We start from the raw sequence: 23,782 nt of genomic DNA, 5'->3' as shown, positions 1-23,782 counted from the left end.
CCCTTTAGGTCTAGCGTCCCGGGGCTGGTTGAATCGGATCATGGTTCAGATCCGTCCCGTCGAGGTGACCGACGCGGAAGCACTCACCGCCCTTGCCATCGCCAACCGCGATTTCCTCGCGCCGTTCGAGCCCGACCGCGCGGAGTCGTTCTACACACCGGCCGGACAGCTCGCCCGGATCGAGACCGCGCTGGCCGACCCGACGCTGCTCCGGTGCGTCATCGAGTCCGGCGGCGGAGTCGTCGGGATGATCTCGCTGAGTGTCATCGAGCGCGGGCCGGCCCAGTCCGCCCACCTCGGCTACTGGGTGTCCCAGGCGGAGAACGGGCGCGGCATCGCGTCCAAGGCCACCGCGCTCATGATCGAGAAGGCGTTCGGCGAGCTCAACCTGCACCGGCTGCAGGCCGGCACCCTGCTCGACAACGTCGGCTCGCAGAAGGTGCTCATCCGCAACGGCTTCGAGCGGATCGGCGTGGCCCGGTCCTACCTCCACATCGCCGGTGGCTGGCACGACCACCTGATGTTCCAGCTCATCAACGACGAGTGGAAGCCGGCATGAGGCAGACGATCACCAGCGGTTCGACCTTCGAGGAGCGCATCGGGTACGCCCGCGCGGTGGTCGACGGCGACCACGTGTACGTGTCCGGCACCACCGGCTACGACTACGCCACGATGACCATCGCGGACGACGTGGTGGCGCAGTGCGAACAGGTGGTCCGCAACATCTCGGCGGCCCTGGCGGGGGCCGGCTGCACGCTGGCCGACGTCGTGCGGGTCCGCTACCTGCTGCCGGACCGGGCCGACTTCGAGCCCTGCTGGCCCACGCTGCGCGCGGCGTTCGGGCCGGTGCCGCCGGCCGCCACGATGATGGTCTGCGGCCTGGCCGACCCCGCGATGCGGATCGAGATCGAGGTCGACGCCCGCCGCCACTGACGGCACGGGATGATGGTGCGGTGCGCGACACACCTGAAGAGCTGCTGGTCGGGACCCCGGGGCGGTACGCCCGGGAGGTCTTCCACGATCGCCATCCGACGCTGGTCGAGCGGGTCGCGGCGGCGCACCCCTACGGCGAGGCGCAGCGGTCCGCCCTGCGCGCGCTGCTCGAGGAGTCGCTGACGGCAGCGGTGCGAGGGCTGCCCGGCGACGCCCCGGACTGGGCCGACTGGGACGCCTGGGACCGCGGCTACTTCGGCCGGCCCTGGGCGGACGTGCCGTTCCTGTGGGCCGAGAGCTACTTCTACCGGCGGATCCTCGACGCCGTCGACTACTTCCGGCCGGGTCCGTGGCAGGGCGTCGACCCGTTCGCCCCGATGAAGGCCGCGGAGCTCGCCGACCCGGACCTCGACCGTGACTTCGCCTGGGTCGCCTCGCTGCCGTCGTCCGCGACCGCGGCGGGCTTCGCGACCGTGGTGCGGGCGGCCGTGTTCGGCAACCGCGCGGACATCAGCTTCCGGATGCAGGAGCCGGGCGTTCTCGGAGATCCCGCGCAGGACGAACTGCTGCACGACGACACCGAGCGGCTGGCGGCGGCGCTGCGCGAGCCCGGCCCGGTCTGCGTGGTCGCCGACAACGGCGGCCGGGAGATCATGGCCGACCTGGTGTTGGCCAACTGGCTGCTCGACACCGGCCGCGCCGACCGGGTCACGCTGCACGTCAAGCCGATGCCGTACTACGTCTCGGATGCCACCGCGTCCGATGTGGATGATGCCTGCGCGCGGCTCGGTCGGCCGCTGGACGCGCGGATCGTGGTGCGTACGCACTGGTTCTGGTGCGCGCCGCTGGACTTCCGGGCCATTCCGGCGGACCTGCGGGACGACCTGCGCGGGCATCGCGTGGTCGTCGCCAAGGGCGACCTCAACTATCGCCGTTTGGTCGGCGACCGGGACTGGGACGCGACGACGCCGTTCGCCACCGCGGCCGCGGACCTGGGTGTCCCGGTCGTCGCGCTGCGCACCTGCAAGTCAGAGGTGGTGGTCGGGCTCGACGGCGCGACCGTCGCACGGCTGGACGCCGCCGAGCCCCGCTGGCGGGTCAGCGGCCGGCACGGGCTGGTGCAGGCGCGCTGACCCGGGTCGCCAGGTCGACCAACGTCTCGTCACCGGTCGGCGACATGCAGAGCACATGGCCGCGCGGGTTGAGCCGGTCGTCCTTGGCGTAGCGCTCGGCCAACTCGTCCGAGGCGGCCTCGTCGCCGGCGTCGGCGGCCAGCAGCAGCGCGGCGATCTCGTCGGCGAGCGCCGCGCCGGCCTCGTCGACTTTGTCGGACATGTCGCCCCAGATGTCCCAGAGCAGCAGCTCGTCGCCCTGCCGGGCGGCCAGCTCCGCGATCACGTAGTCACGGATGAACCAGTCGCCCCCGATCGGGACGCCGGGGGCGACGCCGTACGTGCCCGGGTCGACCTCGCCCTTGCGGAACGCGGTCCAGACCGCGGCCGCCGTCGCGAACGGCGTGCCCGCACCGTGCGGGCGGGGCATGTCGTCGGGGTCGAACGGCCAGTCGCCGGGGCCGATCTGGGGGTCGGCGAGCACCCAGCGGCTGCCGTCCCAGTAGTCGACGACCACGTGGTCGTGGTGGAAGCCGGGCACGAAGAAGTAGTCCGCGAAGCCGATCCGCACCCGCGCGGGAATCCCCTGGTGGCGCAGGGCCGAGACGGCCAGCAGGGAGAAGTCGCGGCAGCAGCCGCCTACGCGCTCCTCGGGGGCACGCGGCTCGGCCAGCGGGCGGTCGTGCCGGCCCTGGTCGGTGGCGAGCACCCGTTCGATCCAGCGGTTGTTGATCTCGTCCGCGCGCTCCGCCGGCAGCGTCACGTGGGGGTCGCGGTAGTGCGTGAGCACGTTGCGCACGGTGGCGGTCAGCTCACGCGGGTCGGTAGGCAGCTTGTCGAGCAGATGGGCGTACGCGCCGGGGTCGCTGAACGCGGTCTGCCGTGCGTAGTTCATGCGCGGTCATCCTCCATTGTGGTCTGCACTGGGACGGCGACGTGGACGAACGGGTCGTCGTCGCCGATCTCGCACCATTCGGCGAAGTAGATCTCGCGGGACACGCCGATCATGGTCAGGCCCGTGTCGTGCACGTGGTCCTGGACGTCGTCGTACGCGAGCATGATCTTGGGATAGAAGCAGTCACCGCGGCTCACCGTGACGGCGGCCAGGGTCTGCGCCGGCTCGATCCGGATGACGATGTCGTCGGTCGGCTCGACGGTGCCGGTGAACGGCACGCAGATCTCGACCGTGGCCTCGCTGTCGGGCGTGACGTGGCCGTGGAAGAGGATCCAGCGCTCGCCGACCGGGTCCGCGCCCGCCGCGCGCAGGTGCGTGCCGATCTCGGCGGCACACGCGAGCGACGTGGGCACGAGGCTCTGCTGGTCGCAGTCGCGGGTGATGCTGGCGACCTTGGTGCGCTCGCGTGCGAGCAGGTGCACCGGGTACGGGACGCGGGCCGGACCGCCGCGGGTCAGCTGCGCCCGCAGGTAGTCGGCGCTGGCGCGGCGCGACTGCACCTGTGCCTCCTGCGCCTGCCACCAGCGGTCCAGCCGGATCGACGCCTCGGTGTCGTCGCCGGCGAGCACCTCGGCCACGACGGCGAGCGGCATGTCCAGCTGGCGCAGCAGGCTGATCCGGCGAGCCCGTTCCACCTGCTCGACGCTGTAGCGGCGGTAGCCCGTCGCCGGGTCCACGCTGGCCGGTCGCAGCAGGCCGGACACCTCGTACAGCCGCAGGGCCTTTGGTGACAAACCGGTCCGCCGACCGAACTCCCCGATGGTCAGGTCGCGCACGTCCATGGCGGCAAGTCTTCACCCTGCCCAAGGGTCAAGGTAAAGACCGCAACGGATTGGGTATCCGAATGCGTCTCTCTACTGAGACGGGGAGGACGCCTGATGTCGCCGAAGGAACCCGCCGAGACAGCCACCGCTACCGACTCTTCTCGTCAGAAGAAGCCAACCCGCGTCCGTTCGACCCCGCGTTGGGCTCGGGTCTGCCTGATCATCGGGGCGGTGCTGATGGTCGTGAGCGGCGGGCTGATCGTCACGTCGCAGGCGCTGCTGGCCCGCTACGAGGGCGCGGTCAAGACCGAGGACCTGTTCGGCGAGGGCGGCGACGTCGAGCCGGAGGAGAGCGACATCAAGGGGCCGCTCAACATCCTGCTGGTCGGCATCGACCCGCGCGAGGCCACCACGCTGCCCCTGGCCGACTCCATCATGATCATGCACATCCCCGAGGGACTAGACCGCGGCTACCTGTTCTCACTGCCCCGCGACCTGCTGGTCGACATCCCGGCGTTCCCGAAAGCGAACTACCCGGGCGGCAGCGGCAAGCTCAACTCCGCGATGGCGTTCGGCAGCCGGGTCCGCAGCGGCAACCCGGATCGGGCCAAGGGCTTCGAGCTGCTGTCGAAGACGATCTCGGGATATACCGGCATCAAGCGGTTCGACGCCGGCGCGATCGTCAACTTCAACGGCTTCAAGAAGATCGTCGACGCGATGGGTGGCGTCACCATGACCGTCGACCAGGACGTCGTCTACTCGGAGCACCTCAAGCCCGATGGGACGCACCGCCCGAACGACGGCTCCGGGAGCGACCATCCGTACTACGGTCCGCAGGCCAAATACACCCGTGGCACGCACAAGTTCAACGGGTGGCAGGCGCTCGACTACGTGCGGCAACGCTACGGGGTCAAGGACGGCGACTACGGCCGGCAGCGGCACCAGCAGCAGTTCGTCAAGGCGATGGCCCAGCAGGCGCTGAGCAAGGCGGTGCTGACGGACCCGGCCAAGCTCGACCGGGTGCTGCGGGCGGCGGGGGAGTCGCTGGTGTTCAACGGGCGTGGGCACAGCGTGGTCGACTTCGGCTTCGCGCTGCGCGGCATGCGGCAGGACTCGATCACGATGGTCCGGTTCAAGGGCGGAAGCGTCTTCAACTCCAGCGGCAAGTACGCGGGTGAGGGACTGCCGGCCGAGGCGAAGCAGTTCTTCGCGGCGATCCAGGCGGGCACGGCTGACGCGTTCATCGCCGCGCACCCGCAGCTCGTCAGCAAGTAGCCTTCCGGGAATGTCGCGGATTCGCGCAACGTACGACACGGTGGCTCTCGCTTATGACGCGGCGCTGCGGTCGGAGCTCGCGGGCAAGCCGGTCGACCGCGCCCTGCTCGACGTGCTGCTGGAGCTCAGCCCGGGGATCGTGGCCGACGTGGGCTGCGGTCCGGGGCACGTCACCCGGCACCTGGCCGCCCGGCACCGCGCGGTGGTCGGCGTCGACCTCTCGCCGGCGATGGTGTCCATCGCCCGCGCGGCCGCGCCGTCGCTGAGCTTCGAGGTCGCCTCGATGCTGGACCTACCGGTGGCCGACGGCGCGTGGTCCGGCATCGTGGCGTTCTACTCGATCATCCACCTGACGCCGGCTGAGCGACGGCGGGCCTTCGGCGAGTTCGCGCGCGTCCTCTCGCCCGGCGGCTGGGTGCTGGTGTCGTTCCACGTCTCGGCCACCGACCAGCCGCCCGGCAGCACCCAGCACACGCGCTCGTGGTTCGGGTCTCCGGTCGACCTGGACTCGTTCTATCTCGAGCCGGCGGTGGTGAGGGCGGACCTGGCGGCGGCCGGGTTCTCGGTCTCGGCCAGCACGGAGCGCGAGCCGCTGCCGGACGTCGAGTACCCGAGCCGCCGTTGCTACCTCCTGGCCCAGTCAGCCGGTTCGGCCCGGTCGGATGCGCAGGGTCTGTAGGCGCCAGGTGGCGGGGTCCGGGATTCTTTCCGTCCTCTCGGCCAGGGTCAGGTTCGGGTAGCGGGCGAACAGCGCGGTCAGCGCCACCTCGGTCTGGACCCGGGCCAGCGGCGCGCCCAGGCAGAAGTGCGGGCCGTGGGCGAAGCTCAGGTGGTTGTTGCCGCTGCGATGCACGTCGAAACGGTCGGGGTCGGTGAACACCCTCGGGTCGCGGTTGGCCGCGGCCAGGACGGCGGTCACCCGGGCTCCCTCGGGTATCACCTCGCCGCCGAGCTTGACGTCCTCGCGGGCCTGGCGGGGGATGGTCAGCAACTGCGGGCCGCACCAGCGGAGCAGTTCCTCGACCGCGCCGGGGGCGTTGCCATCCTTGAAGGCGGCGAGCTGGTCGGGGTGGTCGAGCAGAGTCGGCACCGCGTTGGCGATCAGGCTGGCCGGGGTCTGGCCCGCCAGCACCAGGTGCCAGACGAAGGTGACGAGCTCGCGCTCGGTGAGCTTGTCGTCGTCCCGGCTCCGCAGCAGTTGGCTGATCACGTCTTCGCCCGGCGTGGCGCGCTTCGCGGCCAGTGCGGCCTGAGCGCCCTCGATGATGGCCGGTACGGCGGCGACGAAGTCGGCACCGTGTCCCGCCGTGATCGCGGCACCGTAGACGCGCCACTGTGGACGGTCTTCCACCGGCACGCCGACGAGCTCGCAGATCACCTCCATCGGCAGCGGGGTGGTGAAGTGCCGGGCCAGGTCGACGGTGCCGTCCGGCTCGATGTGGCGGTCGACCTCGTCGAGCAGGCTGTCGACGATCCGCTCCAGCCGCGGGCGGAACTCCGTGCCGCGCCGGGCGGAGAACTCGGGGGAGACCAGGCGGCGCAGGCGGGCGTGCTCGGCGCCGGTGGTCTGCTGCATGGTGCGCAGGTAGGGCAGGCAGTGCTCGGGCACGTCAAGGTGCTGGAAGCTCTCCTCGCCGAGGGCGAACCTCGGGTCGCCGAGCATGGCCCGCGCCTCGGCGTGCCGGGTCACCGCCCACAGCCGCAGACCCGGCGCGACGAGCGTGGCGACGGCCGCCTGCTCACGGACCCGTCCGTACGCGCCGAACGGGTCGCTCATCAGGTCGGGATCGCTGAGCTGGATCTCCATGGCACCCCTCGGATGTTAATATCAGATGTTCACATCATCTGAATGGTGGAGATATCTTGACACTGACGTTGGCCGCGGCGCCAGGCCTGGCGCCGCCCGTGATGGGAGTGGCATGGCAAGGCTCAACCGGGCCGAGGCGCAGTCGCGCAACCGCGAGAAGGTGCTTGCAGCGGCCCACGCCGAGTTCCTGTCACGGGGCTACCGGGCAGCGAAGATCGACTCGATCGCCGAGCGGGCCGAGCTCACCCGGGGTGCGGTCTACTCCAACTTCCCCGGGAAGCGCGCGCTCTACTTCGCGGTGCTGGCGACAGCGCTGATGGCCGAGCCCCTCGACCCGGCACCTCCCGCGGCCACGCCGCGGGAGGCCCTGGCCGCCTTCGCCCGAGCCTGGTGCGCCCGGCTGCCGCTGTTCACGGACGACGACCGTTCCCCGGCTCGGCTCGGTGCGGACCTGCTCCCGGAGATCCTGGCCGACGAGCGGACCCGGCGGCCGTACGCGCAGCTCATGCGGCTCAACGCCCTGCTGCTGGGGTTGGCCCTGGAGAACCTGGCGTTCGCCGATCTGCGCACCCGCACGGGCCGGATGGTCCGGGTGGCGGAGACGGCACTGACCACATTGCACGGTGCGAGCCAGTTGGCGGCCGCCGCGCCCGGGTTCGTCGAGCCGTTCGACGTGGTGCGGGCGTGCGCGCAGCTCGCGGACCTCGACCTCGACGACGCGTGGCTGCCGCCGCATCTGCCGTACGCGGTTCGGGCGCGCCCGGTCTCGGAACGCTGGACGCCGCCGGCGGGTGGTCCTGCCGGCGGGGTGATGGCGGTGGTCGGGCTGCAGCGCCTGGCGGCGGTGGAGGAGGCGGTCCGGTCGGCGCCGGCTGGCACCGAGGTCACGGCGGTGTTGGTCAGCAGCGATCCGGCGGAGCTGTCGTCGTTGGCGCGGCTGGCGTTGGCTGAGGTCGGGAACTGCTTACGGGTGGCGTTCCCACCGACAGCCTGGCCGCGCGTGGCTGTCGTGCACGACGACGGGGGTGAGCTGGCCGCGGCGGCGGGAGTGGCGGCGGTCAGCGACGCCACCGAGGCGGCGGTGCTGGTTCGCGACGGGCGGATCGTCGCGCGAGCGGAGGGCTACGGCGCCTGCCACGCCGCCGCGTCGGCCGCCGTCTGACCTCCGGCGCGCTGGCGATCGGCGTCTACGCTGTGGCTCAGCCGTTCTGCTCGGGAGGACGATGTCATCGCGCCGGCGGTACCGATCGACTGGCATACCGATCTTCACCGCGCTGCTCACCATCGTGGGCGGCATGACGGTCACCTACATCCTGGTGTACGCGTAACGAGGTCGGCGGCGGCCCGGAGTTGACGCGTGGACGTCCGCGGTCAACTCGTGCTCACGACCACCTTGCCGATGGCGGCGGTGCTTTCGACGCGGGCGTGGGCGTCGCGCATCGTCGCCGCGTCGAGTGGGCCGAGCCGGGTGGTGGCCGTGCTGCGTACCGTGCCCGCGTCCACCAGCTTGGCCGTCTCCTCCAGCACCTCGTGCTGGTAGGTGTCCTCCGGCAGCAGCATCGGCCGCGTGAACATGAGCTCCCAGTGCCACGCCACGCTTTTCGGCTTGAGGGGCAACAGATCCAGCCCTTCCGGCTCGTCGGTGGCCGCGATGTGGCCCAAGGGGCGGATCAGCTCGGCGTACGCCTCGATGTTGCCCTTCGAGAACGGGCTGATCAGGTAGTCGACGCCGTCCGGTGCCACCGCGCGCACCGACTCGACCAGGTTGTGCCGGTCGACGACGTGGTGTGCGCCCATCTGCGTGGCCCAGCGCTGTGAGTCGCCGCGGCCGGCGGTGGCGACCAGGGTCAGGCTCGTGCGGGCGCGGGCGAGCTGGAGGACCATCGACCCGACGCCGCCGGCGCCGCCTACCACCAGGAGCGTTCCGGTGCTCGCCGACGTCAGTCCGAAGTGGTCGAAGAGCATCTCCCACGCGGTGATGGTGGTCAGCGGCAGCGCGGCGGCCTCCGCGAAGTCGAGGGCGGCCGGCTTGTGCCCGACGATGTTCTCGTTGACGGCCTGGAACTGGGCGTTGCTGCCTGGCCGGTCGATCTGGCCCGCGTAGTAGACCTCGTCGCCCACCCCGAACCGGGTCACGGCGGGGCCGACCGCCGCCACCACGCCGGCCGCGTCGTACCCGAGGATCCGGAAGCCCTTCGGGTCGCTGCCCGACCGCGACTTGACGTCGGCCGGGTTGACCGAGACCGCCTCGATCCGGACCAGCAGGTCGTGCGGCCCGGGCATGGGCATCGGCACTTCGGCGTCGACCAGGCTTTCAGGGTCGGTGATCGGAAGAGCCTTCCGGTAGCCGACCGCGCGCATGAGGTCACCCATCACCCCACGCTAGGCGCTGCGCCCGGCTGCGTACGCCGGATGTCGCTTCAGGGCCGACGCCGCAGGGGCTTGCAAGCGGGATCGTCGAGGACACAACGAAAGGAGCCTACGATGGTGACCCAACTGACGACGTACGCCGCCGACCCCGCGTGGCACAACGGCCCCTGGAACCACGGCGGCCCCGGCTGGTGGATCGTCTTTCCGATCGTCTTCTGGGTCCTGGTCGCGTCGGTGATCGGCTACGTCATCTGGCGCCGGTCGCCGGGCCAGAGCGCCAGGCACGCGGGGGAGCAGACCCTGGCGGAGCGGTACGCCCGCGGCGAGATCGACGAACACGAGCTCCGCGAACGGCGCGCGAACCTCCGCGCCAAGCACTGACCCGGGGCGGGAGCCCGGCTATTCGTCGTAGTAGTCGGGCTCCACCAACTCCTCGTCACCCCACAAGTCGTCGTCGGCGGGCGCCGGTCGGGGTGCGGCCGCCGCCTGCGGCTGGGACGCGGCTGGCGGCGCGGCAGCCGATCGCCCAACGGGCGTGGCCGACGGCGGCCGTGCCGGCTGGGTCGCGGCCGACGGTGCAGCAGCCGATGGTGCCGCGGCCGACGGAGTCGCGGCCGGTACGGAATCGGCCAGGACGTCGAGGACCGGCTGGCCGTACTTGGCCAGCTTGTTCTCGCCGATGCCGCTGATCCGGCCGAGCTCGGCCAGCGACCGCGGCTCGTCGGCGGCGATCTGCCGCAGCGTCGCGTCGTGGAAGATCACGTAGGCCGGGACGCCCTGTTCCTTCGCTGTCGCAGCCCGCCAGGAACGCAGCCGCTCGAACGTGCCCACCGCCTCGCCGGACAACGCGGCGGCCGCCGCCGCCTTGGGTGCCGTGGCACGAGACTGGCGCGGGGTCTTGGGCGGGTCGCGACGCAGCATGACCTGGCGTTCCTTGGCCAGCACGCTGCGGCTGGCGTCGGTCAACGACAGCGTGCCGTAGTCGCCCTCGACCGCCAGCAGACCCTGCGCCAGCAGCTGGCGCACGGCACCGCGCCACTCGGCCTCGGAGAGCTCGGTGCCGATGCCGTAGACCGACAGCTGGTCATGGCGGAACCGGGTCACCTTGTCGGTCTGCCGGCCCAGCAGGATGTCGATCAGCTGGCCGGCGCCGAACCGCTGGTTGCGCTCGCGGTCGAGGCGCAGCACGGTGGAGAGCAGCTTCTGTGCGGCGATCGTGCCGTCGAACGAGGACGGCGGTGTCAGGCACGTGTCGCAGTTGCCGCACGGCTGGCCGCCCGGCTCGCCGAAGTAGGCCAGCAGTTGGACACGCCGGCACTCGACCGTCTCGCACAGCGCCAGCATCGCGTCGAGGTGTTGGCCCAGTGCGCGGCGGCGGGTGCGGTCGGCGTCGGAGGTCTCGATCATCTTGCGTTGCTGCACGACGTCTTGCAGGCCGTAGGCCAGCCATGCCGTCGACGGCAGCCCGTCGCGGCCGGCCCGACCGGTCTCCTGGTAGTAGCCCTCCACCGACTTCGGCAGGTCGAGGTGGGCGACGAAACGCACGTCGGGCTTGTCGATGCCCATGCCGAACGCGATCGTCGCCACCATCACCAGGCCGTCTTCGCGCAGGAAGCGGGCCTGGTTCTCGGAGCGGGTGCGAACATCGAGGCCGGCGTGGTAGGGCAGCGCCGGCACGCCGTTGGCGACCAGGAGCTCGGCGGTGCGCTCGACGGACGCGCGGGACAGGCAGTAGACGATGCCCGCGTCGTCCTTGTGCTCGGTGCGGAGGAAGTCGAGGAGCTGGGTGGCCGGGCTCTTCTTCGGCACGATCCGGTATTGGATGTTGGGCCGGTCGAAGCTCGCCACGAACCGCTTGGCCTCGGTCAGGTTGAGCCGGGTGGCGATCTCGTCGCGGGTAGCGGTGGTCGCGGTCGCGGTCAACGCGATGCGCGGCACGTCGGGCCAGCGCTCGTGCAGCACCGACAGGCCGAGGTAGTCAGGCCGGAAGTCGTGACCCCACTGCGCCACACAGTGCGCCTCGTCGATCGCGAACAGGGCTATTCGCCCGCGCTCGAGCAGGCGCATCGTCTTCTCGGAGCCGAGCGCCTCGGGCGCCAGATAGAGCAGGTCCAGCTCACCGCCGACGAAGGCGGCCTCGGTGTCACGCCGCTCGCCCCACTCCTGGGTGGAGTTGATGAAGCCCGCCCGGACCCCGAGGGTGCGCAAGGCGTCGACCTGGTCCTGCATGAGCGCGATCAGCGGGGAGATGACCACCCCGACGCCGGGTCGCACGATCGCCGGGATCTGGTAGCAGAGCGACTTGCCACCGCCGGTCGGCATCAGGACCAGCGCGTCACCCCCGCCGACCAGCTGCTCGATGATCTCTTCCTGCTGGTTGCGAAACGTGTCGTAACCGAAGAGCCGCCGAAGCACCTCGACCGGCGCGGCTCCTGCCATCTCCGCTGTCGTCGTCACCCGGCGATTCTATGGGGCGGCAAGGGGGTCGCAGGACTGCCTGTGGATAACTCAATCGATACGCATGAGCTGACGACCCCGGGGCGCGACAAGCGGGAGCAGCGGGAGATATCGTCAGCGCATGCGTACGGAAACGGATGTCGCGACCGCCCGCCGGATCCGCCTCGGCGTAGCCGCCTACAGCGAACGGATCCGCGCCGAACGCGCCGGCGTGCTGACACTCACCCAGACGGCGCTCCTGGGCCAGGTCTACCGCCACGGCGCGATGACCCCGGGCGAGATCGCCGACCGGCTGCGCGCACTGCCGCAGACCCTCACCCGGGTGTTGGCCGCGCTGGAAGACCGCGCCCTGATCACCCGTACCCCGGACCCAGGCGACCGCCGCCAGTCGCTGATCACCATCACGGACGCCGGCCGCGCGACGCTCCGCGACGAGATGCACCCACGCGACGTCTTCGCGGCGGCACTCATCGCGCACGAGCTGACCGCCGAGGAACGCGACCTCCTGACCATCGCCGCCCGCCTCCTGGAACGCCTGGCCACCGCCGGCGACCCACCGATCAGAGCCGAACCATGAGCAGCGGAGATACGCGCGACGGCGCCCCGCAACCCCGCAGGAGCACCGACGACAGTGGCTCGGCCGACGTCGACCCCCGGACGCGCGGCGGCGTCCGTCGACCGGGCGGGAGCGTCGCAGACCGAGGCGCCCAAGACGTGCGTCCCCCGTTGCGGCGGGTCACCGCCCTCTTCCGGAGGCACCGGCGCTGGCTGGCCGCCTTGATATTCGCCGCCTGTCTGCTCGGTGCCGTCAACGTCGTCTCGCCGTTCCTGCTGCGCGCGATCATCGACCGCGCTCTGCCCGAAAAGAATGCCGCGCTGATCTCGTACCTCGCCGCTGGGATGATCCTGGCCGCCCTGGCCGGTGCCGGGCTCGGTGTGGTGACCACCTGGCTGGCCAACCTGATCGGGCAGCGGGTCATGCACGAGCTTCGGGTCGACGTGTTCACCCACCTTCAGCGGATGTCACTGCTCTACTACGTGCGCACCCGCCCGGGTGAGCTCCAGTCCCGCATCGCCAACGATGTCGGCGGCGTCGAGAACGTCGTCGCCAACACCGCCGCCTCCGCCGTGCAGAACGCGACCAGTGCCGCGGCGGTCGGCGTCGCCGCCCTGGTGATGAGCTGGAAGCTCGCTCTGATCTGCCTCGCCGTGGTGCCGCTGTTCCTGCTGGCCGCGATCCGGCTCGGCGGGCAGCGTCGCGGGATCGCCCGGCGGCGGCAGGGGCAGCTCGCCAACCTGACCGCGATCGTCGAAGAGGGACTGTCGGTCGCCGGGATGATGCTGGCCACCACGATGGGTCGGCGGGCGGCGCTTGCGCAGCGGTTCACCACCGAGTCCCAGGCGCTGGCCGACAGCGAGATGCGCGCGGCGATGAGCGGCAAATGGCTGCTGTCCACCCGTCGGGCGAGCCTGACGATGGTGCCCGCGGTCGTCTACTGGGTGGCCGGCCTCGCTTTCGCGCACGGTGCCGTCGTCATCTCGATCGGCACGGCCGTCGCCTTCACCAGCATGCTCAACCGGCTCGTCGGCCCGGCCAGCGCGCTGCAGGGGCTGGGGCTTGCGGTGTCCACCTCGATGGCGCTGTTCGGCCGGATCTTCGAGGTCCTCGACGAGCCGGTCGACATCGTCGAGAAGCCGACCGCCGTCGCCCTGCCAGCCGTCAAAGGCGACGTGCGCTTCGACAACGTCGGCTTCCGGTACGCGGACGACCAGCCGTGGACGCTCGACGGCATCGACCTGCACGTGCCGTCCGGCACCACGACCGCGCTCGTCGGCGAGACCGGTTCGGGCAAGACCACACTGGCGTACCTGGTGGCCCGGCTGGTCGACCCCAATCGCGGAGCGGTCCTGATCGACGGCGTCGACCTGCGCGACGTGGGCCTCGACGCGGTGTCCGGCGCGGTCGGGCTCGTCTCGCAGGACACCTATCTCTTCCACGACACCGTGCGGGCCAACCTGCTGTTCGGCCGGCCGGACGCGAGCCAGGAGCAACTCGAGGCGGCCTGCCGCGCGGCCCGGATCCACGGCCTGATCGCCTCTTTGCCTGACGGGTACGACACGGTGGTCGGTGCCCGCGGCCACCGGTTCTCGGGCGGCGAGCGGCAGCGGCTGGCGATCGCCCGGATGATCCTGCGCGACCCACCGGTGCTGGTGCTCGACGAGGCCACCAGCGCGCTGGACAACGAGACCGAGCGGGCGGTGCAGGCGGCGCTCGACGAGCTGTCCCGCGGGCGTACCACCATTGCCATCGCCCACCGCCTCTCCACCGTGCGGCAAGCGGATCAGATCGTCGTGCTGGACCGGGGGCGGATCGTCGAGCGCGGCAGCCATGACGAGTTGATCAGACAGGGCGGTCGTTACACCCGGTTGGCCACCGGCGTTTGGGGTGCCGGACCCGGGGAAACCCGAGCAGATGAAGCAGCTGCTGACCCGACTCGAACAGGCGTCCGGTCTCGACCGGATCAGTGATCCACTTCAGAAGGCGCTGCAGGCTGTACTCAAGCCGCGTATGCTGCGCGACGCCCTGCACGGCGTGCAGGTCGGCCACCCACTGCATCCCGCGCTGGCCTCGTTCACGTTGGGCTCGATGACCAGCGCCGCGATCCTCGACGTGCTGCGCGGCCAGGAGCTCCCGGCGACCATCATGGTCGGCGGCGCCGTGGCCAGCGCGCCGATCACCGTGCTCGCGGGCGCCAACGACTGGGCGGAGCTCGACGCCGAGCAGCGCCGGGTCGGCCTCGTGCACCTGGTGGTCAACGCCGCGTCGGTGGGCTTCTACACCGCTTCGTTGGTGCTCCGCATGCGCGGCGACCACGCCCGTGGCCGGCTGCTCGGCTTCGCCGGGTTCGGCCTCGTCAACGTCGGCGCGTTCCTCGGCGGCCACCTGGCCTACAAGCAGGGCGCCCAGGTCAACCAGGCGGCCACCCAGCTGCACCGGATCAGTGACGGCTGGCACCCGGTGGCCGACATCAGCGCGTTGCCGCACGGCATGCCCGTCTCGCGCAGCATCGGCGAGGTGCCGGTGCTGGTCTACCGCGACGGCGACCGGGTCTCGGTGATGCTCGAACGCTGCGGCCACGAGACCGGCCCACTCGGCGAGGGCCGCGTGGTCGACGTCGACGGCGACGCTTGCGTCGAGTGCCCCTGGCACGGGAGCACGTTCCGGCTCGCCGACGGCCTGGTCATGCACGGCCCGGCCGGATCCGACCAGCCCGTCCTGCGTACCCGCGTGGTCAACGACGTGGTCGAGGCAAACCTGCCGTAACCGCATGTCCACAAGGGAAACGACTGATCGTGACATGCTTTGCCGGTGACCGAAGCTGAGATCGTGCCGGAGCCGCCGGCGCAGCAACCCCGCCGGCTGCGCCGGACGGTGCTGACCCTCGCCACGATGGTGCTCATTCTCTTCGGGGTGCCGTGCGGGTTGCTCGTCTTCACCGGTCAGGACTGGCCGGCCTGGGTACGTGGCCTCGGCAGCGCGATCTTCTTCTTCGGCGCCCTGCTCTACGGTCGGATGATGGTGCTCGGCCACGGCCGCCGGCATCGCGACTGGGCCGCGCGCATCGGCGACACCACGCTCGGCGTCATCTGGGTGCTGTTCACGTGTTCGATCCTGGCGCAGTTGCTGCGCCTGCCGCTGTGGGCCGGCGGCGTCGACGACCCGCTCCGGTCGCGCGTCACCGCCGGCGCCGCCGTCGTGGCCGCGCTGGTGCTGCTCGGGTGGGGCCACTACGAGGCGATGCGGGTCTCACGGGTACGCGAGGTCGAGGTCACCATCCCGCGCCTGGGTGCCGGGCTCGACGGCCTGCGGGTGGTGCTGCTGACCGACACGCACTACGGGCCGATCGAGCGCGCGCGCTGGTCGGCCGGGGTGGTCGACGTGGTCAACGCGCTCGACGCCGACCTGGTCTGCCATACGGGTGACATCGCCGACGGCACGGTCACGCAGCGCCTGGAGCAGGCCGCGCCGCTCGGCCAGGTGAAGGCCCGCTACGGCCGGGCGTACGTGACGGGGAACCACGAGTACTTCTCGGACGGGCAGGACTGGCTCGACCACATGGCCGACCTGGGCTGGGACTCGCTGCACAACCGGCATATCGTGCTCACCCGCGACGGGTCGAGCCTGGTGGTGGCCGGTGTGGACGACCGGACAGCGGCGCTCTCCGGTAAGCCGGGGCACCGCACCGACCACGAGGCCGCACTGGCCGGCGCCGATCCGGACCTGCCGGTGCTGCTGCTGGCCCACCAGCCCCGGCAGATCGACGCCGCCGTGGAGCACGGGATCGACCTGCAGATCTCCGGGCACACGCACGGCGGGCAGATCTGGCCGTTCCACTATCTGGTGCTCACCGACCAGCCGGTGCTGCACGGTCTGAGCCGCCACGGTGACCGGACGCAGCTCTACACGAGTCGGGGCACCGGTTTCTGGGGTCCGCCGTTCCGGGTGTTCGCGCCCAGCGAGATCACGCTGATCACGCTGCGGGCCAGCGCGGGTCACAGGTAGCAGAGGCTGACCAGCCCGGACAGGACGCCGAGCGCGACCGCGTTGCGGAAGTTGCGCCGGAGGTCCCGGGCACGGACGTGCATGGCGACCGCGATCGCGAAGTACGCGACCAGGGCGGCGCAGGTCAGCACGCCGAGGTAGGGCACGACCAGGCCGGCGAGCAGCCCGGTGCCGGCGGCCAGCTTGATCGGCGTCAGCAGGCGGCGGACCAGCGGCGGCGCTTCCACGTCGTCGAGGCACCGGCGCACCGCGTCAACCGGGCGGGCGCACATGGCCGCGTCGACGTACTGGATCGCGGCCAGCCCCACGACCGGCCAGACCGGGTCGGCGATGATGGTCATGCTCACAGGACGAGAGCGCCCGGCGAGATGTGACATAGGTTCGTCGGTGTGCGGTGGGTGATCGTGGGTGCGGGCGCTGTCGGCGGAGTGGTCGGCGGTCGCCTGGCAGCGGCAGGGCAGGACGTGGTGCTGGTCGCGCGCGGCGCGCACCTGGACGCGATCCGCCGAGACGGCCTGAGACTGCACTCGCCGGAGGGCCGGCAGACCCTGCGACTGCCGACGGTCGGCGCGGTCACCGAACACGAGTGGCGCCCCGGTGACGTGGCGGTGCTCGCGGTCAAGGGCATGGACACTCCTGACGTGCTGCGCCCGCTGGCCGCGGTCGCACCGCCGGAGACCCCGGTGCTGTGTCTGCAGAACGGCGTGGCGAACGAGCGCGCCGCCCTGCGGCTCTTTCCCAACGTCTACGGCGTGTGGGTCATCCTCCCCGCCACCCACCTCGCGCCGGGCGTGGTGGTGGCCCACAGCGCGCCCACCCCCGGCGGCCTCGACCTCGGCCGTGTCCCCGGCGGCGTGGACGACACCGCCACCGCGTTGGCCGCCGGCCTGCGCGAGGCGGGGTTCGTCTCGGAGCCGCGGGCCGACATCATGCGCTGGAAGTACGTCAAGCTGCTGATGAACCTGGGCAACGCGATCCAGGCCCTCTGCGGCCCCGAGGCCGAGGGCATCGACGAGGTGGACGCCCTGCTGCGCGCGGAGGCCACCGAGGTGCTGCGGGTGGCCGGCATCGACGTGGCCACCGCGGAGGAGGACGCCGAACGCCGCAAGGGCCTGCTCACCATCAAGCCGGTCGAGGGCACCCCGCGCGGAGGTGGGTCGAGTTGGCAGAGCCTCGCGCGCGGCACGGGCACCGTGGAGGCCGACTACCTCAACGGCGAGATCGTGCTGCTGGGCCGCCTGCACGGCGTCGCGACGCCGGCGAACGAGCTGGTCCGTCAGCTCGTCAACCGCGCGGCGCGCGAAGGCACCCGCCCGGGCGCCCTGACCCCCGCCGAGTTCCTGGACCTAGTCGGCTGACACCGCGTAGGTCAGGTAGGCGAACGGGCCGACCTGCTCCGCCGCCGTGAGGCTCAGGCGGCGCGAGGTTAGTCGGCGGGGTAGCAGCGGTGCGCCGCTTCCCAGGGTCACCGGTGTCACGCCCAGGATGATCTCGTCCAGCAGGTTGGCGTCGGCGAACGCGCCGACCAACTCGCCGCCGCCGACCAGCCAGATGTCGCGGTCGCCGGCCGCCGCTGTCATCGCCGCGTGCACCGGACGGACGTCGCCCGAGACGAAGGTGAGATCGACGCCCGGGACCTTCGGTAGGTCACGGTGCGTGAACACCCAGGCCGGACGGTCCGCATACCACTCCTGCCATTTCGACGGGTTCTCGAGCAGCTTCTCGTGGTCGAGCATCCACTCGTAGGTCGTCGAACCCATCGCCATCGCGCCGATCTGGGCGATGAACGGGCCGAAGCGGTCGTCGCGGTCCGTGACTTCGAAGAGCCAGTCGAGCGAGTTGTGCTCGTCGGCGATGTAGCCGTCGATGGAGGTCGCGGTGTAGTAGCGGGTAGCCATGCGGACACGACATCACAGGGGTACGACAAGAAATGCTCAGAGCGGCGAGGGGTCCGACCGCAACCGGCTGTAGAGGTAGCCGTTCCGCCAGGCGCCGTCGCGGAACTCGCATGCCCGGACCACGCCCTCGAGCTGAAAACCGGCCTTGACCAGCGAGCGCTGCTCGGCCAGGTTCTCCTCGTGCGTGCCGGCCTGGATCCGCTGCACCGGCGAGTGGGCGAACAGATAGTCACAGAGCATCGCCTGGGCCTGCCAGCCGATCCCGCGGCCCCGGAAGTCCGGGAGCAGCGCGATGCCGATCTCCCAGTAGGGCCCGCGCCCCGCGTACAGGCCCTCGGTGAAGCTCACGAACCCGGCCCGCTTGCCGGCGGCGTCCACGACCAGCCGCCCGTCGCGCTCCCCCAGGAAACCGTCCTCGGCGTACCGCTTCGCGACGCCCTGGACGTCCCGGAAGCCCCGCCAGTCGAGCCCGATCAGCCCCGGCTCGACGCAGAACCGGCGCAACATGTCGAGGTCCTCTTCGCCGGCCACCGGCCGCAGCCGGATCGCGATGTCGGTCACCACCATCCGGCCATCCTGCCGGCCGGTGACGCACTTGTGTGACCCTGCACGCGTGGAGGCATGGCTGCAGCGCGGGTACGGGGTCCGGTTCGACTGGGGTCCCGAGGGGGCACGGAGGCTGGCGCCGGGCAGCACCTGCGCCGTGGTCGTCGACGTGCTGTCGTTCACCACCTCGGTGTCGGTGCTGGTCGACGCCGGCACCAGGGTGCGTCCCCGCGCCTGGCACGCCGACCCCGACGAGAGCGACGTGGGCGTGCCGGTCGCCGTCGGGCGCCGCGCGGTCACGCCGGACCGTCCCTGGTCGCTGTCGCCGGCGGCGTTGCGCCGCGCCCCGCGTACACCGGAGCTCGTCCTGCCCTCACCCAACGGCTCCGCCATCGCGGCCGCGATCAAGGACCACTGCGGCCTCGTCGCCGGCAGCCTGCGCAATGCCGCCGCGGTCGGACGGTGGTTGCGGCGATCCGGCGTGGGTACGCCCGAGCGCCCGCTGACCGTGATCGCCGCGGGGGAGCGGTGGCCGGACGACAGCCTGCGGCCGGCGGTGGAGGACCTGCTCGGCGCCGGCGCGGTGATCGCCGCCCTGGGCGCAGCCTCCCTGTCGCCGGAAGCGGAGACCGCGCTGCGGGCGTACGCCGGAGCCGACCTGACCCGCACCATCATGGACAGTGCCTCGGGCCGCGAGCTCGCGGCGATCGGCTTCGAGGAGGACGTCGCGATAGCGGCGGAGGTCGACGCCTCGGACGCCGTGCCGGTGTTCCGGGACGGCGCGTTCAGCGCAGCAGACCCCGGATCGGGTGCGGGCTGAGCTTGACGCGGATGTCGCGCATCGCGGTGCGGCGGGTGGCCGGGTCGAGGCGGTCCAGGAACAGCACGCCGTCGAGGTGGTCGGTCTCGTGCTGCAGGCACCGGGCCAGCTCGTCGGTGCCGACCACCTGCGCCGGCCGCCCGTGCTGGTCGACGCCGTGCCCGACCGCGTGCAGCCGCCGCGTGGTGTCGTAGTAGAGCCCCGGAATCGACAGGCAGCCCTCCGGGCCGGTCTGCCCCTCTGAGGAGGGGAAGTCCAGGGTGGGGTTGACCAGATGTCCGCGTACGCCGTCGACGTCGAACACGAACACTCGCAGCGGCACCCCGATCTGCGGCGCGGCGAGGCCGGAGCCGCGCTGGTCGCGCAGGGTCTCGCTCAGGTCCCGGACCAGCGTGCGCAACGACTTGTCGAAGTCGGTGACCGGGTCGGCCGCCATCGTCAGCACCGGATCACCGAAGAGCCGCACCTGCCGCACGGTCACGGTCGCCACCATCCCTCGCTCTTGACTTTGCAAAGCTTTGCAAACAGCAGGGTACGATGCGATGCGTGATCGGGCAAGAGACGGAGATGGCGTTGCGACACCCGCTGCGGGTGGCGCTGATCGACCTGTTGACCACCGCGGGCTCGGTGACCGCCAACGAGGCCGCCCGCCTGCTCGGCGAGAGCTCGGGCGCCTGCTCGTTCCATCTGCGACAGCTGGAGCGCTACGGCTACGTCGAGCCGGTGGCGGGCGCGCATGGGAGGGCACGCCCGTGGCGCCTGACCACACCGCCTCCCGCGCCGAAGCCGACCCAGGGCCTCGGGTCGCTGGCCCGGGAGCTGGAGGACGAGGGCTACCACCGCTGGCTGGCACGCCGCCACACAGCACCGGAACGCTGGCGCCGCGACGAGGCGTTCAGCGAGGTGCTGCACCTGACCCCTGACGAGCTCGCGATAGTCGCGGCCCAGATCAACGCCGTGCTGGCGCCCTACACGGCCCGAAAACGCCCCCGGGGCAGCGGCGCGGTCGGCGTGGTCGCCCGCGTCTTCCCGCTGCTCCCGGAGCCGGACGCGTGACGCACCTGAAGGCACGCGACCGGGAGCCGGACGCGTGATCGAGCTGACGCACGCCGGCGCGGCCGTCCCCGCGTCTCGGTCGCATGCCGAGGCGGGCTCGTGATCGACCGGGCGGTCGCGCGCCACCGGCCCGACCGCGACAATTGCCGTCCGCTGTTCGCTTCGGAGGTGCCGGCGTGATCGAGGTTCTGCATACGAGCGCTGCCGGTGCGGCCGCGTTGGGTGCGGCGTACCGGTTGCTCGAGGAGGTGTTCGCAGGGGACTTCGGCGCCGAGGACTGGGAGCATTCGCTCGGCGGGATGCACGCCTTCGTGTGGGAGCGGGACACGCTTGTCGCCCACGGGAGCGTGGTCCAGCGCCGCCTCGTTCACAACGGGCGGGCGTTGCGGTGCGGATACGTCGAGGGGGTCGGCGTGCATCCGGAACATCGCCGCCGCGGTTATGGCGGCGACGTCATGGCCGCGCTCGAGGCGGTCATTCGCGAGGCGTACGACCTGGGCGCGCTCGGGACCACCGACGAAGGGGAGCCCTTCTACCGCTCCCGCGGCTGGCTGCCCTGGATCGGCCCGCTCGCCGCACTCACCCCCGACGGTGTGAAGGACACCCCCGACGAGCAGGGTGCCGTCTACGTCTTCCCAGGCGTCATGCCGCTCGACCTGTCCGCCCCGCTCACCTGTGACTGGCGCGACGGCGACGTCTGGTAGCCACCCTCCAGATAGAACCCACCCCCGCTGAGGGACGCGGCGGCGCGCACCCTACGGGCCAGCCGCGGCCGCAGGTGCCCGTCCAGGTCGGCCAACGCCACGAAGGCGAAACCCGACAGCTCGTCGGGCGGCAGCACGATGCGGGCGAGACCGACGCCGACAGCGTGCCGCCGTCGTACAGGAACATCAGCCCCGCGTCCCACGGTGGGTCCGCCGCGACCCAGTCGACCACCAGCAGCCGGCCCACCGGGAAGTCGAACCCCAGTTCCTCGCGCACCTCGCGCCGCGGCCAGATCGAAAGTCACCCCGAAATTCTCACGGGGCATGTCGAGAACAGCCTCGCAGCCACTACGTACCGGGTAGAGACGATGACAAGGAGAGTGTGATGTCCGAGCTTCGTACCCTGGTGTCCGGTGTCGCGATGGGTGAGTCGCCGCGGTGGCGGGACGGGCGGCTGTGGTTCTGCGACTGGGGCGCCGGCCAGGTGGTCCGCGTCGAGCCCGACGGCGCCACCACCGTCGTCGCCGAGATCGACGACATGCCGATCTGCATCGACTGGCTGCCCGACGGCACGCTGCTCGCCGTGTCGAGCCGCCAAGGCCTGCTGCTGACAGTCGAGGACGGCAAGACCGAGCAGCACGCCGTCCTCGGCGAAGGGCGGTGGAACGAGATCGTCGTCGACCGGCGGGGCAACATCTTCGTCAACGACATCGGGTACGACTTCCCGGAGGGCGAGTTCCGGCCCGGCCGCGTCTGCGTGCTGACCCCCGGCGCGGAGAAGCTACGCGAGGCCGCGGGCGGGCTCGCGTTCCCCAACGGGATGGCGGTCCGGGGCGACACCCTGATCGTCGCGGAGTCACACGCCGGCCGGCTCACCGCGTTCGACATCGCCCCGGACGGTGGGCTCAGCGGTCGACGGGAGTTCGCCGCCGTGGAGGGCTCGGCTCCCGACGGCATCTGTCTCGACGACGACGGGTCGGTGTGGTTCGCCGACGTGCCCAACCAGCGCTGCGTGCGGGTCGCCGAGGGCGGCGCGGTCCTGGCCACGGTGGACGCCGACCGCGGCTGCTTCTCCTGCGCGCTCGGCGAGAACGACACCCTGTTCATCACCGCGAACCGGTGGGGTGCGGACGGCGCGGCCGACGGCGTCGTCTACGCGACCGACGTCAACAACCGGGCGAGCACGTCCAGCGCCGCGGGATAACGGCTCTCGCTCGGCGTCCCGTACCCGACGATCAGCCCTTGTGGGTGGTCACCGGGTGCGTGCCAGTGGCTGCCGAGGTCGCCCAGCGCCAACCCGCGCCGGGCGGCCTCGGCCAGCACCTCCGACTCAGACGAAGACGAAGACGAAGGCAGCGGCACCAGCGCGTGCAGCCCGGCCGCGACACCGCGCACCGGGGCGCCGCGCAGGCGGGCCAGCAGCAGGTCGCGCCGCGCCCGGTAGCGGGACCGGGCCGCGCGCACGTGCCGGTCGTACTCGTGGCTGGTCAGCAACGACGCCAGGGTGAGCTGGCCGATCACCTCGCTGTGCAGGTCGATGTGCCGCTTGGCCTCTACCACCGGCTCGACCAGCCGCTCCGGCAGCACCACCCAGCCCAGCCGCAGCGCCGGCCCGAGCGTCTTGGCCGCCGTGCCCACATAGGCCACCTGCTCAGGCGCCATCCCCTGCACCGCACCCACCGGCTGGCGGTCGTAGCGGAACTCGCCGTCGTAGTCGTCCTCGATGACCAGCCCACCCCAGTCCACGACCGTCCGCCGCCGCGCCGGGGCGAGCGCCGCGCCCAAAGGGAACTGGTTGGCCGGCGTCAGCACCACGGCATCCACAGTGGACTCCAACAGGTCGGTGCGCGCGCCGAGCGCGTCGACCGGCAGCGGGACGACCCGCGCACCGGCCCGCCGGACCACCGCGCGGTGGAACGCCAGCCCCGGATCCTCCATCGCCACCACCCGGTGCAGCCCGGCCAGCAGGGCGAGTGCCTGCACGTAGCCGGACGTGACCACGATCCGGTCGGGATGGGCGAGCACGCCGCGTACCCGGCCCAGATAGTCGGCCAGCGCGCCCCGTAGCGCGGGATGGCCGCGCGGGTCGCCGTAGTCGTAAGTGGCGGGCGGCGTACCCGACAGCGCCCGCCGGGTGGCCCGCAGCCAGGCCGCCGTCGGGAAGAACGACACGTCGGGGCTGCCGGGCCGCAGGTCGAACCGGGGCGGCACCTCGGGTGCCAGCGCCGGGGCGACGGGGGAGGGCGGCGGCAGCGCGGCCACGGTCGTGCCGGACCCGGTTCGCGCGGTCAGATAGCCCTCGGCGACGAGCTGGTCGTAAGCGGCGGCGACCGTGTTCCGGGCGATCCCGAGCTCGGCGGCCAGTGTCCGGGTGGCTGGCAGTCGGCTGCCCGGGGCGAGCCTCCCCGACCGGATCGCCGTGCGGAGGGCGCGCTCCAGGCCGGCCCGCCGGCCGCCGGCAGGCACGTCCAGGTGCAGGTCGACGCCCCAATCGGCCCAATCAAACGCCACGGTATTGGAC

General features: G+C 71.7%; 26 protein-coding genes. 16 read left to right on the top strand and 10 right to left on the bottom strand.

The genetic code is table 11. The features are described 5' to 3' along the window. Window positions 1-40: 40 nt before the first annotated feature. From AB0J88_RS17620 to AB0J88_RS17610, 3 genes are read left to right on the top strand one after another with little or no spacing between them, the layout of a single operon-like run. The gene (locus tag AB0J88_RS17620) at window positions 41-559 is read left to right on the top strand and encodes a GNAT family protein (protein WP_364343316.1); all 519 of its coding nucleotides are present in this window, start codon (window positions 41-43) and stop codon (window positions 557-559) included. Next, complete coding sequence (locus tag AB0J88_RS17615; protein WP_364343319.1) at window positions 556-933, top strand: RidA family protein; 378 nt, start codon at window positions 556-558, stop codon at window positions 931-933. The genes AB0J88_RS17620 and AB0J88_RS17615 overlap by 4 nt, the downstream gene beginning before the upstream one ends. 20 nt (window positions 934-953) lie before the next feature. Further along, complete coding sequence (locus tag AB0J88_RS17610; RefSeq protein ID WP_364343322.1) at window positions 954-2,066, top strand: damage-control phosphatase ARMT1 family protein; 1,113 nt, start codon at window positions 954-956, stop codon at window positions 2,064-2,066. Here AB0J88_RS17610 and AB0J88_RS17605 read toward each other — a convergent pair. Further along, a complete protein-coding gene (locus tag AB0J88_RS17605; RefSeq protein ID WP_364343324.1) occupies window positions 2,032-2,940 on the bottom strand; it encodes a transglutaminase-like domain-containing protein in 909 nt (302 codons plus the stop codon). The genes AB0J88_RS17610 and AB0J88_RS17605 overlap by 35 nt on opposite strands. Further along, window positions 2,937-3,782 (bottom strand): MerR family transcriptional regulator, encoded by an 846-nt coding sequence (locus tag AB0J88_RS17600; RefSeq protein WP_364343327.1) that lies wholly within the window; start codon window positions 3,780-3,782, stop codon window positions 2,937-2,939. The genes AB0J88_RS17605 and AB0J88_RS17600 overlap by 4 nt, the downstream gene beginning before the upstream one ends. Before the next feature lie 96 nt (window positions 3,783-3,878). Here AB0J88_RS17600 and AB0J88_RS17595 point away from each other — a divergent pair, with 96 nt between their 5' ends. Together AB0J88_RS17595 and AB0J88_RS17590 are read left to right on the top strand one after the other, a co-directional pair. Next, window positions 3,879-5,039 carry an LCP family protein gene (locus AB0J88_RS17595; RefSeq protein WP_364343330.1) on the top strand — a complete coding sequence of 387 codons (1,161 nt, stop codon included), beginning with the start codon at window positions 3,879-3,881 and terminating at the stop codon, window positions 5,037-5,039. A 10-nt stretch (window positions 5,040-5,049) separates the two neighbouring features. Beyond that, a complete protein-coding gene (locus AB0J88_RS17590) occupies window positions 5,050-5,718 on the top strand; it encodes a class I SAM-dependent methyltransferase (RefSeq protein ID WP_364343333.1) in 669 nt (222 codons plus the stop codon). On the opposite strand, the gene AB0J88_RS17585 is transcribed toward AB0J88_RS17590, so the two are convergent. Next, complete coding sequence (locus AB0J88_RS17585; protein WP_364343336.1) at window positions 5,680-6,846, bottom strand: cytochrome P450; 1,167 nt, start codon at window positions 6,844-6,846, stop codon at window positions 5,680-5,682. The genes AB0J88_RS17590 and AB0J88_RS17585 overlap by 39 nt on opposite strands. Window positions 6,847-6,958: 112 nt before the next feature. On the opposite strand from AB0J88_RS17585, the gene AB0J88_RS17580 reads away from it, so the two are divergent. Beyond that, complete coding sequence (locus AB0J88_RS17580; RefSeq protein WP_364343339.1) at window positions 6,959-8,008, top strand: TetR/AcrR family transcriptional regulator; 1,050 nt, start codon at window positions 6,959-6,961, stop codon at window positions 8,006-8,008. Window positions 8,009-8,217: 209 nt separating this feature from the next. Here the strand turns inward: AB0J88_RS17580 and AB0J88_RS17575 are convergent, their stop codons facing one another. Beyond that, window positions 8,218-9,219: a zinc-binding alcohol dehydrogenase family protein gene (locus AB0J88_RS17575; protein WP_364343342.1), complete on the bottom strand. Its 1,002-nt coding sequence runs from the start codon at window positions 9,217-9,219 to the stop codon at window positions 8,218-8,220. Window positions 9,220-9,330: 111 nt separating this feature from the next. Between AB0J88_RS17575 and AB0J88_RS17570 the strand changes: the two genes are divergently transcribed. Continuing rightward, a complete protein-coding gene (locus AB0J88_RS17570; protein WP_364343344.1) occupies window positions 9,331-9,597 on the top strand; it encodes an SHOCT domain-containing protein in 267 nt (88 codons plus the stop codon). Between the two features lie 18 nt (window positions 9,598-9,615). Here the strand turns inward: AB0J88_RS17570 and recQ are convergent, their stop codons facing one another. Next, a complete protein-coding gene (recQ, locus tag AB0J88_RS17565; RefSeq protein ID WP_364344558.1) occupies window positions 9,616-11,655 on the bottom strand; it encodes a DNA helicase RecQ in 2,040 nt (679 codons plus the stop codon). A gap of 139 nt (window positions 11,656-11,794) precedes the next feature. Here recQ and AB0J88_RS17560 point away from each other — a divergent pair, with 139 nt between their 5' ends. The 4 genes from AB0J88_RS17560 (at window position 11,795) to AB0J88_RS17545 (ending at window position 16,237) form a co-directional block, all read left to right on the top strand. Then, window positions 11,795-12,250: a MarR family transcriptional regulator gene (locus tag AB0J88_RS17560; protein ID WP_364343347.1), complete on the top strand. Its 456-nt coding sequence runs from the start codon at window positions 11,795-11,797 to the stop codon at window positions 12,248-12,250. Window positions 12,251-12,387: 137 nt separating this feature from the next. Further along, entirely contained in the window at window positions 12,388-14,202 is a 1,815-nt protein-coding gene (locus AB0J88_RS17555) for an ABC transporter ATP-binding protein (protein WP_364343350.1), read from the top strand. Continuing rightward, window positions 14,147-14,998, top strand: a complete 852-nt coding sequence (locus AB0J88_RS17550) for a Rieske 2Fe-2S domain-containing protein (RefSeq protein ID WP_364343353.1) — start codon at window positions 14,147-14,149, stop codon at window positions 14,996-14,998. The genes AB0J88_RS17555 and AB0J88_RS17550 overlap by 56 nt, the downstream gene beginning before the upstream one ends. A 45-nt stretch (window positions 14,999-15,043) precedes the next feature. Next, on the top strand, window positions 15,044-16,237 hold the full coding sequence (locus AB0J88_RS17545) for a metallophosphoesterase (RefSeq protein ID WP_364343356.1): 1,194 nt from the start codon (window positions 15,044-15,046) through the stop codon (window positions 16,235-16,237). On the opposite strand, the gene AB0J88_RS17540 is transcribed toward AB0J88_RS17545, so the two are convergent. Further along, window positions 16,228-16,578 carry a DoxX family protein gene (locus AB0J88_RS17540; RefSeq protein WP_364343359.1) on the bottom strand — a complete coding sequence of 117 codons (351 nt, stop codon included), beginning with the start codon at window positions 16,576-16,578 and terminating at the stop codon, window positions 16,228-16,230. The genes AB0J88_RS17545 and AB0J88_RS17540 overlap by 10 nt on opposite strands. Window positions 16,579-16,626: 48 nt before the next feature. On the opposite strand from AB0J88_RS17540, the gene AB0J88_RS17535 reads away from it, so the two are divergent. Then, on the top strand, window positions 16,627-17,595 hold the full coding sequence (locus AB0J88_RS17535) for a 2-dehydropantoate 2-reductase (RefSeq protein ID WP_364343361.1): 969 nt from the start codon (window positions 16,627-16,629) through the stop codon (window positions 17,593-17,595). Here AB0J88_RS17535 and AB0J88_RS17530 read toward each other — a convergent pair. Together AB0J88_RS17530 and AB0J88_RS17525 are read right to left on the bottom strand one after the other, a co-directional pair. Beyond that, window positions 17,584-18,135: a dihydrofolate reductase family protein gene (locus AB0J88_RS17530; protein WP_364343364.1), complete on the bottom strand. Its 552-nt coding sequence runs from the start codon at window positions 18,133-18,135 to the stop codon at window positions 17,584-17,586. The two genes, AB0J88_RS17535 and AB0J88_RS17530, sit on opposite strands and share 12 nt — an antisense overlap. A gap of 36 nt (window positions 18,136-18,171) precedes the next feature. After that, entirely contained in the window at window positions 18,172-18,702 is a 531-nt protein-coding gene (locus AB0J88_RS17525; RefSeq protein ID WP_364343366.1) for a GNAT family protein, read from the bottom strand. Between the two features lie 46 nt (window positions 18,703-18,748). Between AB0J88_RS17525 and AB0J88_RS17520 the strand changes: the two genes are divergently transcribed. After that, the gene (locus AB0J88_RS17520; protein ID WP_364343369.1) at window positions 18,749-19,501 is read left to right on the top strand and encodes a 2-phosphosulfolactate phosphatase; all 753 of its coding nucleotides are present in this window, start codon (window positions 18,749-18,751) and stop codon (window positions 19,499-19,501) included. Here the strand turns inward: AB0J88_RS17520 and def are convergent. Continuing rightward, a complete protein-coding gene (gene def, locus AB0J88_RS17515) occupies window positions 19,467-19,982 on the bottom strand; it encodes a peptide deformylase (RefSeq protein ID WP_364343372.1) in 516 nt (171 codons plus the stop codon). The two genes, AB0J88_RS17520 and def, sit on opposite strands and share 35 nt — an antisense overlap. Before the next feature lie 65 nt (window positions 19,983-20,047). Between def and AB0J88_RS17510 the strand changes: the two genes are divergently transcribed. The 3 genes from AB0J88_RS17510 to AB0J88_RS17500 all read left to right on the top strand — a co-directional run bounded on the left by AB0J88_RS17510 (window position 20,048) and on the right by AB0J88_RS17500 (window position 22,465). Further along, on the top strand, window positions 20,048-20,557 hold the full coding sequence (locus AB0J88_RS17510; protein WP_364343375.1) for a helix-turn-helix domain-containing protein: 510 nt from the start codon (window positions 20,048-20,050) through the stop codon (window positions 20,555-20,557). 176 nt (window positions 20,558-20,733) lie between these two features. Next, on the top strand, window positions 20,734-21,261 hold the full coding sequence (locus AB0J88_RS17505) for a GNAT family N-acetyltransferase (RefSeq protein ID WP_364343378.1): 528 nt from the start codon (window positions 20,734-20,736) through the stop codon (window positions 21,259-21,261). A gap of 385 nt (window positions 21,262-21,646) precedes the next feature. Then, window positions 21,647-22,465, top strand: a complete 819-nt coding sequence (locus AB0J88_RS17500; protein WP_364343381.1) for an SMP-30/gluconolactonase/LRE family protein — start codon at window positions 21,647-21,649, stop codon at window positions 22,463-22,465. Here AB0J88_RS17500 and AB0J88_RS17495 read toward each other — a convergent pair. Next, window positions 22,414-23,772 (bottom strand): PLP-dependent aminotransferase family protein, encoded by a 1,359-nt coding sequence (locus AB0J88_RS17495; RefSeq protein WP_364343384.1) that lies wholly within the window; start codon window positions 23,770-23,772, stop codon window positions 22,414-22,416. The genes AB0J88_RS17500 and AB0J88_RS17495 overlap by 52 nt on opposite strands. Window positions 23,773-23,782 lie beyond the last annotated feature (10 nt).

Origin of the sequence: Asanoa sp. NPDC049475, assembly GCF_040676915.1 — a bacterium.
Lineage (GTDB): Bacteria > Actinomycetota > Actinomycetes > Mycobacteriales > Micromonosporaceae > Asanoa.
The sequence above is the reverse complement of the archived record's forward strand: the minus strand, read 5'-3'. Positions and strand labels throughout refer to the sequence as shown.

Coding starts and splice junctions, on each gene's coding strand:
- AB0J88_RS17530 (WP_364343364.1), bottom strand. CDS start 18,135: ATGGCTACCCGCTACTACACCGCGACCTCCATCGACGGCTACATCGCC.
- AB0J88_RS17605 (WP_364343324.1), bottom strand. CDS start 2,940: ATGAACTACGCACGGCAGACCGCGTTCAGCGACCCCGGCGCGTACGCC.
- recQ (WP_364344558.1), bottom strand. CDS start 11,655: ATGGCAGGAGCCGCGCCGGTCGAGGTGCTTCGGCGGCTCTTCGGTTAC.
- AB0J88_RS17500 (WP_364343381.1), top strand. CDS start 21,647: ATGTCCGAGCTTCGTACCCTGGTGTCCGGTGTCGCGATGGGTGAGTCG.
- AB0J88_RS17550 (WP_364343353.1), top strand. CDS start 14,147: ATGAAGCAGCTGCTGACCCGACTCGAACAGGCGTCCGGTCTCGACCGG.
- AB0J88_RS17525 (WP_364343366.1), bottom strand. CDS start 18,702: ATGGTGGTGACCGACATCGCGATCCGGCTGCGGCCGGTGGCCGGCGAA.
- AB0J88_RS17585 (WP_364343336.1), bottom strand. CDS start 6,846: ATGGAGATCCAGCTCAGCGATCCCGACCTGATGAGCGACCCGTTCGGC.
- AB0J88_RS17575 (WP_364343342.1), bottom strand. CDS start 9,219: ATGGGTGACCTCATGCGCGCGGTCGGCTACCGGAAGGCTCTTCCGATC.
- AB0J88_RS17570 (WP_364343344.1), top strand. CDS start 9,331: ATGGTGACCCAACTGACGACGTACGCCGCCGACCCCGCGTGGCACAAC.
- AB0J88_RS17540 (WP_364343359.1), bottom strand. CDS start 16,578: ATGACCATCATCGCCGACCCGGTCTGGCCGGTCGTGGGGCTGGCCGCG.
- AB0J88_RS17615 (WP_364343319.1), top strand. CDS start 556: ATGAGGCAGACGATCACCAGCGGTTCGACCTTCGAGGAGCGCATCGGG.
- AB0J88_RS17620 (WP_364343316.1), top strand. CDS start 41: ATGGTTCAGATCCGTCCCGTCGAGGTGACCGACGCGGAAGCACTCACC.
- AB0J88_RS17590 (WP_364343333.1), top strand. CDS start 5,050: ATGTCGCGGATTCGCGCAACGTACGACACGGTGGCTCTCGCTTATGAC.
- AB0J88_RS17595 (WP_364343330.1), top strand. CDS start 3,879: ATGTCGCCGAAGGAACCCGCCGAGACAGCCACCGCTACCGACTCTTCT.
- AB0J88_RS17560 (WP_364343347.1), top strand. CDS start 11,795: ATGCGTACGGAAACGGATGTCGCGACCGCCCGCCGGATCCGCCTCGGC.
- AB0J88_RS17580 (WP_364343339.1), top strand. CDS start 6,959: ATGGCAAGGCTCAACCGGGCCGAGGCGCAGTCGCGCAACCGCGAGAAG.
- AB0J88_RS17600 (WP_364343327.1), bottom strand. CDS start 3,782: ATGGACGTGCGCGACCTGACCATCGGGGAGTTCGGTCGGCGGACCGGT.